The sequence below is a fragment of the Psychrobacter sp. NPDC064578 genome (assembly GCF_044901245.1).
GTDB lineage: Bacteria > Pseudomonadota > Gammaproteobacteria > Pseudomonadales > Moraxellaceae > Psychrobacter > Psychrobacter cibarius_C.
The window spans coordinates 319531-334731 of sequence record NZ_JBJDPI010000003.1; the positions used below are offsets into that span (position 1 = coordinate 319531).

14 protein-coding genes are annotated in these 15201 nt (G+C 41.7%); 9 read left to right on the forward strand and 5 right to left on the reverse strand.

The genetic code is table 11. The annotated features are described in order from the left end of the window. Positions 1–53: 53 nt before the first annotated feature. A complete protein-coding gene (gene folE / locus ACI2JM_RS05030; RefSeq protein WP_193008042.1) occupies positions 54–650 on the reverse strand; it encodes a GTP cyclohydrolase I FolE in 597 nt (198 codons plus the stop codon). 353 nt (positions 651–1003) lie between these two features. Here folE and ACI2JM_RS05035 point away from each other — a divergent pair, with 353 nt between their 5' ends. Together ACI2JM_RS05035 and ACI2JM_RS05040 are read left to right on the forward strand one after the other, a co-directional pair. Further along, on the forward strand, positions 1004–1810 hold the full coding sequence (locus ACI2JM_RS05035) for an enoyl-ACP reductase (RefSeq protein ID WP_045447404.1): 807 nt from the start codon (positions 1004–1006) through the stop codon (positions 1808–1810). A 110-nt stretch (positions 1811–1920) separates the two neighbouring features. Continuing rightward, positions 1921–2616: a YoaK family protein gene (locus ACI2JM_RS05040; RefSeq protein WP_055124872.1), complete on the forward strand. Its 696-nt coding sequence runs from the start codon at positions 1921–1923 to the stop codon at positions 2614–2616. A gap of 48 nt (positions 2617–2664) precedes the next feature. Here ACI2JM_RS05040 and ACI2JM_RS05045 read toward each other — a convergent pair whose 3' ends face one another. Next, positions 2665–2823, reverse strand: coding sequence for a hypothetical protein (locus tag ACI2JM_RS05045; RefSeq protein ID WP_167541670.1), 159 nt, complete (start codon positions 2821–2823; stop codon positions 2665–2667). A gap of 531 nt (positions 2824–3354) precedes the next feature. Between ACI2JM_RS05045 and ACI2JM_RS05050 the strand changes: the two genes are divergently transcribed. After that, positions 3355–4776, forward strand: coding sequence for a DASS family sodium-coupled anion symporter (locus ACI2JM_RS05050; RefSeq protein ID WP_055124871.1), 1422 nt, complete (start codon positions 3355–3357; stop codon positions 4774–4776). Between the two features lie 141 nt (positions 4777–4917). Next, complete coding sequence (locus ACI2JM_RS05055) at positions 4918–5721, forward strand: metallophosphoesterase family protein (RefSeq protein ID WP_404642577.1); 804 nt, start codon at positions 4918–4920, stop codon at positions 5719–5721. A gap of 40 nt (positions 5722–5761) precedes the next feature. On the opposite strand, the gene ACI2JM_RS05060 is transcribed toward ACI2JM_RS05055, so the two are convergent. Then, complete coding sequence (locus tag ACI2JM_RS05060) at positions 5762–6265, reverse strand: hypothetical protein (RefSeq protein ID WP_404642579.1); 504 nt, start codon at positions 6263–6265, stop codon at positions 5762–5764. Between the two features lie 75 nt (positions 6266–6340). On the opposite strand from ACI2JM_RS05060, the gene ACI2JM_RS05065 reads away from it, so the two are divergent. The 5 genes from ACI2JM_RS05065 (at position 6341) to ACI2JM_RS05085 (ending at position 13344) form a co-directional block, all read left to right on the forward strand. Beyond that, positions 6341–6934, forward strand: coding sequence for a DUF1543 domain-containing protein (locus tag ACI2JM_RS05065; protein ID WP_404642581.1), 594 nt, complete (start codon positions 6341–6343; stop codon positions 6932–6934). A 171-nt stretch (positions 6935–7105) separates the two neighbouring features. Beyond that, on the forward strand, positions 7106–7423 hold the full coding sequence (locus ACI2JM_RS05070) for a hypothetical protein (protein ID WP_060491072.1): 318 nt from the start codon (positions 7106–7108) through the stop codon (positions 7421–7423). Positions 7424–7468: 45 nt separating this feature from the next. Continuing rightward, positions 7469–8209, forward strand: a complete 741-nt coding sequence (locus ACI2JM_RS05075) for a hypothetical protein (RefSeq protein WP_404642583.1) — start codon at positions 7469–7471, stop codon at positions 8207–8209. 442 nt (positions 8210–8651) lie between these two features. Beyond that, the gene (gene hrpA, locus ACI2JM_RS05080; protein WP_404642655.1) at positions 8652–12800 is read left to right on the forward strand and encodes an ATP-dependent RNA helicase HrpA; all 4149 of its coding nucleotides are present in this window, start codon (positions 8652–8654) and stop codon (positions 12798–12800) included. A gap of 175 nt (positions 12801–12975) precedes the next feature. Next, positions 12976–13344, forward strand: coding sequence for a hypothetical protein (locus ACI2JM_RS05085; protein ID WP_060491074.1), 369 nt, complete (start codon positions 12976–12978; stop codon positions 13342–13344). A 212-nt stretch (positions 13345–13556) separates the two neighbouring features. Here ACI2JM_RS05085 and ACI2JM_RS05090 read toward each other — a convergent pair whose 3' ends face one another. Both ACI2JM_RS05090 and ACI2JM_RS05095 read right to left on the reverse strand, forming a co-directional pair. Continuing rightward, positions 13557–13886, reverse strand: coding sequence for a hypothetical protein (locus ACI2JM_RS05090; protein WP_045447417.1), 330 nt, complete (start codon positions 13884–13886; stop codon positions 13557–13559). A 279-nt stretch (positions 13887–14165) separates the two neighbouring features. Further along, positions 14166–15023, reverse strand: a complete 858-nt coding sequence (locus tag ACI2JM_RS05095; protein ID WP_060491075.1) for an AraC family transcriptional regulator — start codon at positions 15021–15023, stop codon at positions 14166–14168. Positions 15024–15201 lie beyond the last annotated feature (178 nt).

Here is a 15201-nt window from a genome sequence, read left to right on the forward strand (position 1 = left end):
TAAAAAAGGATACTTAAGTATCCTTTTTTTATTATCTATTATTACTTGAAGCGTTAGAATGCAGGCTGACGTCTAGGGATCGCACTCAAAAACTCATTGCGCGCTTGATTGTCATGTACGTACTCACCCAACATCGATGTTGTACGTGTGGTGGAGTGCTGCTTATTTACGCCGCGCATCATCATGCACATATGCGCTGCATCCATCACTACTGCTACGCCGCGACAGCCAGTGACATCCATGATAGTTTGTGCCACTTGCTCGCTTAAATTTTCTTGAACTTGTAAACGGCGGGCGAACATATCGACGATACGGGCAAATTTTGATAAGCCCAGTACTTGACCATTGGGTAAATAGCCTACATGAGCGATACCATGAAAAGGCAGCATATGATGTTCGCACAATGAATAAAATTCAATATTTTGTACCAATACCAGCTCGCGATTGCTCGATGGAAACAGGGCGTCGTTGACGACTTCATCCAAGCTTTGATGATAACCTTGGGTTAAATGTGCAAAAGCTTTCGCGGCACGCATCGGCGTTTCTTCAAGACCGGGACGCTGTAAGTCCTCGCCAGTTGAGAGAATCAGTTGACGATAAGACTCAACGCTTTCTTGGTAATTTGATGCTATTGTTGGGGTGTTACTCATAAGTTTGGCAGCCATCCAAAATGTGGGTGTAGCTTAACGCTAAATCCCTAATTACGAACAGTCACAAATAACTGTGGTAAAGGATTTTTATAAAAATTGTGCAAGCTGGGAAGGGCTGTGATTATACTTGAAATCTACTTAACTTCATACTGCTGTGGCGAGCAGTTGGGCGTTTAATCAATATTAGACGCCATTATAAGGGAATACAGTTTACGACTGTTTACTTAAATTAATTCGTGTATAATGACTTATTTTATAATTTATGCTTTTTACGCTGTGATATTCATCGTATCTAATCACTCTAAATAACCTAATATGATTAAATAATTTTGATCGACCCAAAAGGAAATATTATGCTACTACAAGGACAACGATTTGTCGTGACAGGCATTGCGAGCAAACTGTCTATCGCTTGGGCTATCGCTGAGGCACTGCACCGTGAGGGTGCCTCATTAATTCTCACTTATCCTAATGATAAGATCAAAAAGCGTGTCGATATGGCAGCGGAGAAATTCGAAGCAGATTTGGTACTTGAGTGTGATGTGGCGTCTGATGAGTCTATCGCTGCCTGCTTTGAGCAAATCACTGCCCATTGGGGTGATGGAATCGATGGTGTGGTACATGCGATTGGCTTTGCGCCGATGGATCAGCTTGATGGCGATTTTGTTAAGGCAACGACCCGTGAAGGTAGTCAAATTGCCCATGATATCTCAAGCTATAGTTTTGTGGCATTAGCCAAAGAAGCCCGTGCTTTATTGGCCATGCGTCACGGTTCGATGCTGACATTGACATATGAAGGTAGTATCTCGGTATTGCCAAACTACAACGTCATGGGTATGGCAAAGGCCAGCCTCGAAGCCAGTGTTCGCTATCTTGCTACCTCTATGGGCGGTGAAGGCATTCGTGTCAATGCGATCTCAGCAGGTCCTATTCGCACGCTTGCTGCCAGTGGCATCAAATCATTCCGTAAAATGCTCGATATCAGCGAAAAAATCGCGCCGCTACAACGTAATATCACACAAACCGAAGTCGGTAATGCGGCGCTTTTCTTGCTATCACCTTGGGCATCTGGTATTACCGGCGAGATCATGTTTGTTGACGCAGGTTTTAATACTGTGGCTATCAGTGAGCAACTAATGATGCTTGATGAGCCGAAATAATCCACTTCAATAGTCGGTTATAGGGTTCTATAGATCAGGAAGGCAGCCAATAGGTTGCCTTTTTTGGTTATAATAGATGCTTTTTGGTGATAAGCCATTAGGCGGCGAATATGATAACCAAATTACCAAAGTGGATATTGTGGGGCGGGGCAGTACTGGCATTCAGTGCTGGCTGTGTTAACACTGCTGCGTTAATGGGGTTTACCAATCTATCGGTTTCTCACGTCACTGGCAACGTAAGCTTATTTGCAGCGGCTATTGCTTACTTGGATGTGCGTAGTATCTTGTATATCGGTGCGCTGCTATTGTCTTTTTTGGCAGGTGCGATACTGAGCGGTTATGTGATTGGGCAGACATCATTAAAGTTAGGTAGGCGCTATGGTAGTGCACTATATATCGAGGCGGCACTGTTAATGGTCAGCTACTGGTTGTATCAGCAGCATGATTATTTAGGACAGTTGGCAGCGGCAATGGCATGCGGATTACAGAATGCCATGGTAGCGACTTATAGCGGTGCGGTTATTCGTACCACCCATTTGACAGGTTTGACATCAGATATGGGCGCAGCGATTGGCAACTGGTTGGCGGGTCGATCGATTAGCAAACCGACATTAGGGTTTCAAGCCATTATTTGGTATTGCTTTTGTGGTGGCAGCGCCGTTGGAGCATTTTTATTCGCCAAGGTTGGCTATGAAGCGCTATTTGTACCCATTGCTATCGTCTTGACGGCAGCATTTATATATAACTATGTCTCAGATCGCCTGCCAGAAAAAAGAGAGCCAAAACACGAAAGGCGCTCATCATAATGATAAGCACCTTTCGTGTTTTGGCTTGGGTAATCATAAAACGTTGGTTTACTTCTCACCTTCATGGTCTTCATGTTCATGCATGCCCTGCATCATATCGAGTGCAGAGTCATCGGTACGCTGCTGATCTTTTTTAGCCAAACCGTCTTGATTGATATCTCTTGGTGCCATTTTAGTGGTTGAGTCAGTTTTATTTGCATCTGTCATAAAGTGCTCCTATTTATTGTTATTCATTTTCCGATATAAATACTAATAAAAAATAGTTGTTAAGCTATTACTGGTATTAGAAATTTATTTTGACTTATTTAGTATGAGATAGCACCATACGCTTGTACATACTAAGTGTACGCTTGTTTAGTGACGATGTGTAACTGCAACTCACAAGGCTTGCTGTTTAATGAGAAGTGATTACTTAGTTATAAGTTGCTCTCACTCACTCTCGGCATTCGGTTCAAAAATTAAAAACTCATGAGATAAATGTCATCTCTATAAAGTACCGTTTTAAAGTACCTTTCCTAAAACGCATTAAAGTAATTCTTTACCTGTGAAATAACCATATTTATTGCAAATTTTATAAGGGCTTTTTTATAAAGGCTTTGTTGCATCAGCTTTTTGTTATATATCTGTTATGATAACGGCGTATTTTTTGTGGTTGCTGGTTGAATAGCCGTCAATCGCTAACATGCGTTTTTATTTTAGCGTCTTTTTACACTGTCTTTGGGAAAATAAGGACATTTTATGTCAGAGCAAAAACTAGATAGCCATCTTCCTGATGATGGCAATGAGTATTTATTTACCGATACCTTTCCAAAGGGTACTGGTAAAGGGTTGATAGTGGTCACTATTGCGGCAGTTATCAGTATGATTATTTATAATGTATTGCCATTCGATATCAATGCCAATAAGGGTCTTGCCTTATTGTTCTTCATCGGCGTATTGTGGCTAACGGAAGCGTTGCACGTCACGATTACGGCACTATTGGTAGTCGTGGTTGGTGCCCTAGTGGGTATACCAGAATTCGATGCCGAAATAGGCTTACAAAGCTTTGCCAATCCGACCATTTATTTGTTTTTTGGTGGTTTTGCTTTAGCGGCAGCCTTGCATGTACAGCAATTGGATAAAAAAATTGCCCTGAAGATTTTATCGATGTCAGGTGGCAAATTAAGCACAGCGGTATTTTTGATATTTGGCGTGACCGCATTTTTGTCGATGTGGATATCGAATACTGCGACGGCGGCGATGATGTTGCCATTAGCGCTGGGTATTTTAACGCAAGTTGACCGTGAAAAAGACCGAGGCACTTTTGTATTTGTACTATTAGGTATCGCTTACTCAGCAAGCCTTGGTGGTTTAGGTACGATCGTTGGTTCGCCGCCAAATGCTATCGCTGCAAAGGCGCTCAATATTGCCTTTGTGGACTGGATGAAGTTTGGTGTGCCGATGATGCTGGTATTATTGCCGCTATTGTTAGGCGCGATGTATGTGTTTTTGAAGCCCAACCTGAATCGTAAAATTGTACTGGTTGAAGATGAGCCTATTGTATGGAATAAACCTCGCGTAGTGACGATTATCGTCTTTATTGTCACTGCATTGAGCTGGATTTTCTCCAAAAAGATCGGTGCCGCGCTTGATATTACGGATACTGATGCAGTTATTGCCTTATCAGCCGCTGCCGCTGTGGTGAGCTTAGGTTTGGTATCTTGGAAGCAAGTGTCTGATAATACGGATTGGGGTGTGCTCATGCTGTTCGGTGGCGGTATCGCCCTATCGACGATTTTGAAGGTATCAGGTGCGTCCTTGGTTCTAGGGGAGACGGTCGCTAATGCCTTGTCTTCTGCACCGCTTATCGTGGTGATGATTGCGGTATCAGCATTTATTATTTTCTTGACGGAGTTTGCTTCTAATACCGCCTCTGCCGCCCTGCTGGTTCCCGTATTTGCTGCCATTGCAGAGCAGATGGGTTTACCGCACGAAGTGTTGGTATTGGTCATCGGTATTGGTGCATCTTGTGCCTTTATGCTACCCGTTGCGACACCGCCAAATGCGATTGTCTTTGGTACGGGATTGATTAAACAGAGCGAAATGATCCGTACGGGTGTCATTCTTAATATCATTGCTACCTTTGTCGTCGGATTGTGGGCTTATTTCTTCTTAATATAGTTTAGCAATCACATTAATCATAATTTATGAAACCCGATGTCTCAATAATTACGAGCCATTGGGTTTTTTTGTTTCTCTTTTCTATTCCTTTTTACAATTAGTCGATGTATAACATAGTGATTTGTTAGGAAAATAAATAGGATGGTGCACTCTAACTCCAACTCTAATAACAAGCAATTAAATACTATCGCGGCTATTTCCGACATTCATAGTAATGTCTTCGCGCTTGAAGCCGTGCTGACTGATATTAAACAGCGCGATATTGATCAAATTGTTAATCTGGGCGATATTCTATACGGACCGATTGCCCCTAAAGATACCTATGCGCTCTTAATGGCACAGCAGAACCATATCATTACTATTCGAGGTAATCAGGATAGACAGATTTATGAAGCGACAACGGCGGAGATTGGCAACAACGCAACCATGGCTTTTATCATAGAGGACTTACCCAAAGCAGCGGTTAATTGGCTGCAGAATTTGCCGTTTGATTGTCATTTGAGTGAAGATGTTTATCTGTGCCATGGGTCACCAACCGATGACATGGTCTATTTGTTAGAAAATATCGAGACGGGTCAGCCGACCTTACGTGATAATCTAGACATTTTGGCACAGCTTAACGGTATTGGCAGTTCAGTGATCATATGTGGTCATACTCATATTCCACGTACAGTCACGCTATCGACAGGTCAGATAATCATCAATACAGGTAGCGTGGGTTACCCTGCTTATAAAGATGATTTGCCTATCGCTCATAAGATGCAAACCTATTCGCCCCATGCCAGTTACGCGATTATTAAATGTGTTGATACTGAACAGGGTAAATGCTGGCAAGTTGAGCATATCAAGGTGCCTTATGATTATGAAGCTGCGGCTAAACTGGCTTCAATGAACGGTCGCGAAGATTGGGCGTTTGCACTGAGAACAGGGCGAGTATTGCCTTGATGAGCAATTAAATATATAAGTATCAGGATTTTACCTATTTTTAGCATGATTTACTAAGTTGCAAGCTATTATATGCATCAATATCTCTATGACCACACCAAACCTCTTTCAATGCGGGTAGCGCTTGAATATCTATTTGCCTAGAAAAACCGTCTACATTAAGCTGTCGATAATTCGCTCCTCGCTCCATTAGTTGATTAGAAAATAAAGAAAAGCTTGCAACTGGCGTCTCAGAATGGCTATAGATATGAATACTAATAACATTAGCTCCCTCTTTGCCGCCTAGACCTTTACGCCAAAAACCATGGCTTTGGCTGTTTATCTCATCGACTATGGCTTGCATTTTTTCAGGCTGATGCTTTGCGTCGTAAGATAGTAGAATAGGGTTTGAATAAGGGTTTTCAATTTCAACTTTGCTGATGTCATGATAAGTAGCTCTTGATGTTGAGCTTGATTCTTTATTTGTACAGGAAGTTAAACACAACACTATCGGTAAAAATATAGTCGCTATAAACGTCAGCTTAATAGCTATCAAAATGCCCATATTGATCCTTTTTATATGATTCATCTAACATCACACATTTTACTCAGAAGTTATTAACGTACAAGGTAATTCTTTATGCCAACACTCTTTATGGTGCAGCTTGGTGGTCGCCCCAAAGGTCGTTTGATTGAGCAGCACGATATTTTCTTCGGTGTAGCCAATCAGGTAAGCGAGCTAATAGACGATATCAATAATCATTGGCCGGAAGTCAACAATAAATGGCATATTGATTCATACAGAGCGATTACCAAAGTGGGAAACCATACTGTTAAATTGATTGAGTCAGATAACCAAGCCGCGAATGATAACGGTTTAAAACTGTTCTTTATTAATTTAGGCGGCTATCAGCGGGGGAGTTTTGAAGAGTTTCATCATAAGCTACTTATCGTCGCTGCTACTCAAGCAGAGGCTATTAAACAAGCAAAGCAAAGTACATTTTATAAAGAATCTACTTTTAAAGATAAAGACACACCTTTTAATGCCGCATCGCACATTGATGATAAATTCGAGGTAGATATTGATGATATATACAACGTGAACGACCTTGTCTCAAACATACAGATTTTAATTGAGCCTAGGATTCATAATAGTCACGAACTTGCAAATGCTGATGAAGATAAAGAGTATGTTGGTTATCTGAGCATCAAGAATTTAAGGAAGTTACTCTAGGATTTTTTTCAATTGACGAAGCTAGGATTTAATAGACTAAAAGCAGTTACATCTCCGTCATTATTTGCAAGTTTTTAGACAATATATTTACATTTTCTGCTAAATCTCCTTTGACTGACAAGAATTTATTTCATTTTTAGTTTCATCATTTAATTAAGGACACACCCTAATATGGCTTTAAATATGTACTATAAAAATGGAATGATTCGCAAATCGCGTTGCCAACTCTCTGATGAGCTATTACCGACCCTTTATCAGATTCATGATAATGCTAAGTTTCCAAAACTCACTTGGTTGATTGATAATGTATATGAAAATCCGCAGATTCAACCTGATGTCGCACAAGCATTAGCTGATGAAATGGTAGCGTTTGAGAGGTTAATACTTTCGCTGCATCTGCCTTTTCCTAGGCTGCCATTGCAAAAGTTGCAGAATTTCTTTACGGGGGCTGCCATTCGTCAACAGATTATTTATACAAGTAGCGTTTGAGCTTACAAATAATTTATTCACAGAAATAAAATAGGGCTGGCAGGTTTGAAAAATTTTATAAGAGGATTTGTTCAGTGGGTTATCGCAGGTATTGGTCTTGGGATAGGACTTTTTATTGTCCTAGTGGCTATAACACTTTGGGATAAAAAGGATAAAAAAGACACATCGGACGACACTACAGCTGTACTGAGTGATGCCGCTGAAAAAGCTAAAAAAGAAAATAATGAGTCGTTAAACCTCCAGTTTACGGTCGAAGATCAAGACGTACCAGCAGGGTATAAGTTGACTGAGGATGGAAGCCTCATGTTGGATGCGCCTATTATGGGAATGGAGTGGGAGAGTATAGTGGACGAGAATGTCACTACTGAACCACGAATTTATGAACCTTTTATGATCTATCAATGCATCACAGAAGAGGGTGAGCATTTACGTTTGGATGTGATCAATAGCGATATTGGTTATATGCTCAAGTATTATTTCGCCACCCAAGGTAATCCTTTAAGGTTAGAGGCGCAGCAAGCTACTGAGAATACCTATTATACGACTCTTTCTAATGGTACTAATCTCGTTATGCGGGATCCGAATAATTACTATGAGCTGACACAGTTTGAAGATAGCGATACCTCTTTTTATATTATTAGTGCCATCACTGGTCAGGAGATGAATTATTTTTCTTGTGAGGATAACTCAATTGAAAAGGATCAGTATGCTTTGATTGCTCAAATGGAGCCAGAGCATTTTAAATTTAAGCCTATGACTAGGGCGTGTCTTCAATTCACTCGATAGTCCTCTAAATGGGCTAAAAATGGCTAAATCTTGCCAAACATCGTCAAATAGCTGGTTAATATCCCGATATTATCTGCGCTATTTTCCTTGTTTGACGGCAATTTATCTCATTTTTATCACCATTTTTGAAATGAAGACACGTCCTAATGAGCTTAGAAATATTTTGACTGAGCGTTTTGAAAATAGATAATAGTCTGCATAGTTGCCAAGCAAACACTATAACCACCTTGAATCACGCCCAAATTACCCTCATAATCTAACCACTTCCAAACAATAAATAGCCTAAGTAAATATGCCGAATACTTCTAAAAACACCTCAAATATGCCGACTGGAAACAATACCAATGGGCTTAAATCCGATGAATTAAGTAGATTAGCAAACCCAAGTGGCGATAATTTGAATATTACGGCAAACAGTAATGAAGCGTCTTCACAACCTGATATGGTTGTTGATTTACCAGTACTCGCTAAAGACAGTTATTATTTAAGCCGTCTCGAGCGTGAGCTGGCAAGGGCTGCTGTAGCTAAAAAGAAAAAAGATTCTGACGATAAAGCGGATGATCGGCTAGCTAAAAAACGTGCGCAGTATGAAAAAATCAAGACCCGCTCACAGCAAGCAGTGCAGGCACGTATGGATAGTATTCCAGAAAAACTGACAGAAAAACTGAATCTTGATTTGCCTGTCAGTCAACGTGCAGAAGATTTAGTACAGGCAATTATCGATCACCAAGTCATTATTGTTGCAGGGGAGACAGGTTCTGGTAAGACGACGCAATTGCCGAAGCTGGCAATGCTCGCAGGTCGCGGTATCACTGGGCAGATAGGGCATACCCAGCCTCGACGATTGGCCGCGCGCAGTGTGGCAAACCGTATCGCTGAAGAATTGGGCGAGCAGCTCGGTAATACTGTCAGCTTCAAGATTCGCTTTAATGAGCAGGGTACGGCGCAATCTGTTGTTAAGCTGATGACCGATGGTATCTTGCTGGCTGAATTGGGTCACGATAGATTCTTGAGTAAATACGATACCATCATTATTGATGAGGCGCATGAGCGTAGCTTAAACATTGATTTCATTATGGGTTATCTGAAAAAGCTACTGCCCAAACGTCCTGATTTAAAAGTGATTATTACCTCAGCAACACTTGATACCAAACGCTTTAGTGAATACTTTAGCTGCTATGATAATAAGCTAAAACGCAACGTACCTGCGCCTATTTTTAATGTCGAAGGTCGTAGTTTTCCAGTGGAAGTTCGTTACCGTCCCCTCACTGATGAGCCAGTGAACAGCTCGGATGATGATAGCTACGATGACTTTGAAGAAAATCTGCCACGTGCGGTCGTTGCCGCCGTCGAAGAATGCTTTGGCGATGCACAAAATAAAGGTCATGCTGACCAAGCAGACATCTTGATATTTGCCGCCACAGAAGCAGAAATTCGTGAGCTACAAGAGGTGCTTGAGCGTCATGGACCCAAGCACACCGAAGTGCTGCCACTATTTGCACGGCAGACTTATGAAGAGCAGCAGCGCATCTTCCAACCGTCAGGTCGTGGCAGGCGTATCGTTATCGCGACCAACGTTGCCGAGACTGCATTGACCGTACCGGGTATCCGCTATGTGATTGATTTGGGTTTTGCGCGGATTTCTCGTTATTCGTATCGCTCACGCGTACAGCGTCTACCCATTGAGGCGATCTCGCAAGCGGCTGCCAATCAGCGTAAAGGTCGTTGTGGTCGTGTCGCACCAGGGGTTTGTATTCGTCTGTATAGTGAAGAGGACTTTACCGGTCGTCCAGAATTTACCGAACCTGAGATTTTACGGACCAATCTTGCATCCGTTATTTTACAAATGGCCAATCTGCGTTTAGGTAGCGTTGATGATTTTGCCTTTATTGAGCCGCCTGACAGTCGCTTGGTTACTGATGGTCATAAATTACTCGATGAATTGGGTGCCATTACCTCGAAAAGCGAAGCAACTGCTGCTCATCAAACCAATAAGCCAAAACCAAAAAAAGGTCTCGATCACTTAAGCCTGACGCCCACTGGGCAAAAAATGGCGCGTATGCCAATCGATCCAAGGCTGGCACGTATGTTGGTTGCCGGCAGTGATTTTGATTGTATCCGTGAGATGCTGATTGTAGTAGCGGCTCTTGCTGTACAGGATCCACGCGAGCGTCCTGCCAATAAACGCCAGCAAGCCGACCAAAAGCATGCGGAATTTCGTCAAGATGATTCTGACTTTTTATTCTATCTGAGTCTGTGGAAAGCGCTATTTGAAAAAGATGAAGATGGCAATAAGCTGTCTGGCAATCAGCGTAAGAATTTTACCAAGAAAAACTATCTGAGCTTCCCGCGTGTACGTGAGTGGAATCAAACCCATCGTCAGTTAGTACAAATGGTCACAGACCTCAAGCTGACGGATGTTAAAGAGGCAAAAGCTTCCGATAAAGGAACCGATAAAAATGCTTCGTTAGAAAACATGACCAGCGACCCTACCGCGATAGAAGATGAAGAACTCAAAGCGGTTAAATATGCCAATTTACACCGCGCATTATTGACAGGTCTATTGTCTACAATTGCGCATAAAACCGAAAATCGCGGTGAATATCTAGCAGCGCGCCAGCAAAAAGCCAAAATCTTCCCCGCGAGTACGGTATTTAAACAAGTACCACCTTGGGTCATGGCTTTTGAAGTGGTCGAAACCTCGCAAGTCTTTATGCGCACTGTTGCCAAAATTGAACCAGAATGGATTATCTCAGCCGCAGGTGACTTATTAAAGTATCACTACTTTGAGCCGCATTGGTCGAAGAAGACTGGACGAGTGAAAGCTTACGCGCAGATTAGCTTATTTGGGCTGATTATTATTAGTAAACAGCTGACCAATTATGAGCAAGTGAACTTGGCTGAGTCACGAGAAATCTTCATTCGTGATGGTCTGGTGACTGGTAATTTGGGGCGTCAAGCGCCATTTTTACAGCATAATATGGATAAAATTGCTGATATTGAACGTATTGAAGATAAGTTACGCCGCCGTGATCTGTTGGTTGACGAAGAAGCACTGTATCAGTTTTATGATAAAAAAATACCTGAGCATATTGCCAGCCGCAAAGCCTTTGAAGATTGGCGTGCCGAGGTCGAAAAAACCGATGCCAAATATCTATTTTTTACCGATGATGACGTGCTTAATAGCCAAGCACCGACCACAGGCGATTTCCCAGAAGTGTGGAAATTGGGTGATCTAAAACTACCGCTACGTTATGTCTTTGATCCGTCCAGCGATGATGATGGCGTGACCATTCGTGTGCCACTTGCCGCGCTACCGCAGCTTGATGCGATCGAACTATTGTGGGGCGTACCCGGTTGGCGTTATGAGCTAGTATTGCAATTGCTTAAGTCACTACCAAAGGATATCCGCCGTCAAATTGTACCGATTCCTGATACAGCTGATAGCTTGTTTGATGAACTGCAACCTGCTGGTGGACAAGGATTGCTTAAGCAGCTTTGCCAAGCGCTCAATCGTCGCGGCGTTATGTCAGTGACGCCTGATAGCTTTAATCCCTCGAGCATTGATCGCTATTTACAGCCACAAATCTGTGTGGTCGATGACAAAAACCGAATTATCGAAAAGGGTCGCGACCTGCAAACCCTACAGATTCGTCATGCTCAAGAGACCCGCCAAGCGGTGAATGAGCAGCAAGGTACGCATACTGAATTCCCTGAGCATTTTGCCTTTAGCAAAAATCATCATAGTGCAGGGGTGGTGATGAAACAGTTTGCTGCGCTCGTAGCAGATGCGTCAGGTGAAGCGGTATCGATTCACCAATATACCGATGTCAATGCAGCGTTACAGGCACACCGTATCGGAGTTTTGACCTTGATAAAAGGTAAGCTTGGTGCGAAGAAAAAACAGCTGACCAGCCAAATTGATAAGATATTTAAATTGGCATTCGCGCCACTTGGTGATATGGAGAAGCTAAAAACCATCGTCATCGACGCGGCATTGGACGCGTCGCTTGAAGAGCATTATGTGTTATTTGATCACAGTGCTGATTTGCCTGAAAGTGCTGATGATACTGCCGTAGCGCTTGCTGAAGAATTGCCCTTTACACCAGAAGAGTACGAGAAAACCTTGGAAGTGGTGTCGGGTAACTTTCTATTGACGGGGCAAAACGTTATAAAAATCCTTAAAAATGTATATACTCGCTGGCAGCGTATTCGCCAAAGCTTACTCATGCTCGATCGAGAGGTATTTGGTGAGTCTATCGAAGATATCGAAGACCAGTTAGAAGATTTGCACTTGGCTGATTTTGTTTATCGTATGGATTATAGCCATTGGCAGCAGTATCCGCGCTATCTAGAGGCGCTTGAAATTCGTATCGAACGGCTTGAGCACAATCTCGAATCCGATCTCGAAGGGGTATACGCGCTTGATGTACATATGGAGCGGTTGGCAAATCGTGCCAATGATAAAGCCATTAGTGAGTACCGCTGGATGGTCGAGGAGTATCGTATTCAGCTATTCGCGCAACCGATGAAAACCCGCATGGCAGTGTCACCGAAGCGCCTAAGCAAGATGTGGGATAAAATGAGTTAGGATAGCGTTAGATTTTTAAAACTTGATAATTGACAAAATATGACAATTGTCTTGTATAGCTCTTTGATTTAGTCGATAATATTTGATTAAATGAAAGAGCTATTATTTTTTATACCAGAGTTTTTTGGTCGTTACTTAATATATTGATGTAGGTTTTTGAGCAGGATAAAAAATAATGATTAAAGGTAGATTGATAATATTAGGATTTGCATCAACTATATTTATGAGTACGGGCTGTGATCAAACACAAGCCAGTAATAATAAAAATTTGAAGGTATTTGCGCCAACAAGCGTAGAAAAAGAAGTGCAGTTACGCGGCAGTTTTAAAAGAAGCTTTGAGATTCATGAGTTCGTTTCTGATAACATTATTTACTATGTGTCAGACCCAAAGCAATTATTAATTAAAGATTCAAAAAGTCTCAATCAAAAAGGCTATTACAAATATTTCGAAACTTGCGTCATTGGTAACATTAGCCCCATCGGTCAATATGGGCCTCTAGGCAAATATCAAAATCAAATAACTATTCGTGAGATTTGCGCGTAGCTTTGATAGCGTAGGTTATCGAATGGATACCCTACTGATTTTAAGTAACCAACCTTCACTCACCATCGACAAAAAGGCTGGGTTAGCAATTGCTAACCCAGCCTTTTGTTTAAGTATCATTGTTTTTTTGCGACGGATAAATCTTTTATGAAGCAAAAAAGCAAAGGTAGCGTCATGGAACCTTTGCTCTAAAATTTAGCATCTGAGTAAAATTAGTGGCTGATCTTTTCTGTCAGCACACCCATACTATAAAGCACGAATGCTATAACGGTCAGTGCTACAATAAATGGCGTGAGTATCCAAATCACCACGTTGATCAATAATGAGGGCAATAATCCATTAAATAATACCGTGTTTGGTGTAAAAAAGTCCGTCATAACATCGACTGAACGCTTAGCTACGGGGAATAACAAGGTGCTTAGTGCCAGCATATAAATATACTTGCTAAAACCAGGGTCGCTCATGACCACCATAAAATAAAACACCAAAAAATAAGTGACACCCAATGCCCAGCATTTGAGAGTATAGCTTAAACGAATCATGTTAGTGCCTCCCGAAGTATTCTGACGATCACACGTAGAAAAATTATTATAATAGTTGCAAAATTATGAATATATTATATATGTTATAATATGAATATATAGATCAAGTCAACTGTTTTTTTTCTTGAGTAAGATATTTCGTCGTTTGTTCGGCTGGAAAGAGGGAGGGTGTAGGCATCTGCTAAACAGATAATTACATTGTGTACGCAGTTAATTATGAAGCTGTCAAGGCGCAGAGGAATTGCCCTAGTCAGAAACCATTATAGTAGGCGCCTCATTCTAGATATTTAACTCACTGCTTGGGCTTACTCCAAATAGCCGCTTATATTCACGGCTAAATTGGCTGGGACTTTCATAGCCTACTTGCATGGCGATTTGCGATACTTGTGCCTCGCCGAGTTGAATCAGCTGCCGCGCTTTCATCAATCGTAGGCTTTTTTGATATTGAAGCGGGCTTAGTTGAGTGATTTCTTTAAAATGTTGATGAAATCCCGACACACTCATACCGCATCGACTGGCCAAATCTTCTATGATGACGGGCTCTTCTAAATGCGCTTTTAGCCAATCGGTAGCTTGGGCAATACGGTGGGTGTGACTGCCGTTGACCACCAGTTGCCGAAGCTTATGACCTTGCTGTGCTGAGAGTAGCCGATAATAAATCTCTTGCTGAATTAAAGGTGATAAAAACTCTATGTCACTTGGATAATTAAGCAAGTCTATCAGCCGCTCGAATGCGGTTAATATGGTGTCTTCTAACGGCCATTTTATCCCTTGATGCTCATAATCGGCATTTTTCTGAGGTGGTATTTGTGCCATGACCTCACGAATGAGCGCCAGATTTAATTTCATAGACAATACGATGACAGGCTTCTCTACAGTGGCGTGTTTGATATGCATGCTTATAGGAATATTGACAGGGCAGAACATCAGACTACTGTCATCAAATTTCTGGCAATCTGTACCTAAGTAAATTTCACGCGTGCCTTGTAAGACGATACATATGCTAGGTTCTTGGATATAGCTGATAGTCTTTCTTGGTCTGTCGGCACAATAAAAAAACAAGCCTGAAATGTCTGATTCGATGGTTTGGTTTTTGGGTAATATACTAAGTAGCTGCTCTACCGTTTTTGTTTTCATGATTTATGCTTACTTTATAATTTGCCTAATGATATAAATATTTATAGTATTAGGCAAGAATTCTGGAGTAATGCTCTACCAGATTAGCCTGCTCACTTCTATAATGATGGCATCAAAACACAGCAAGATTGATTTGCAGCGTTTTGCACAATACCAATAACATGCCAATCCATAAGGA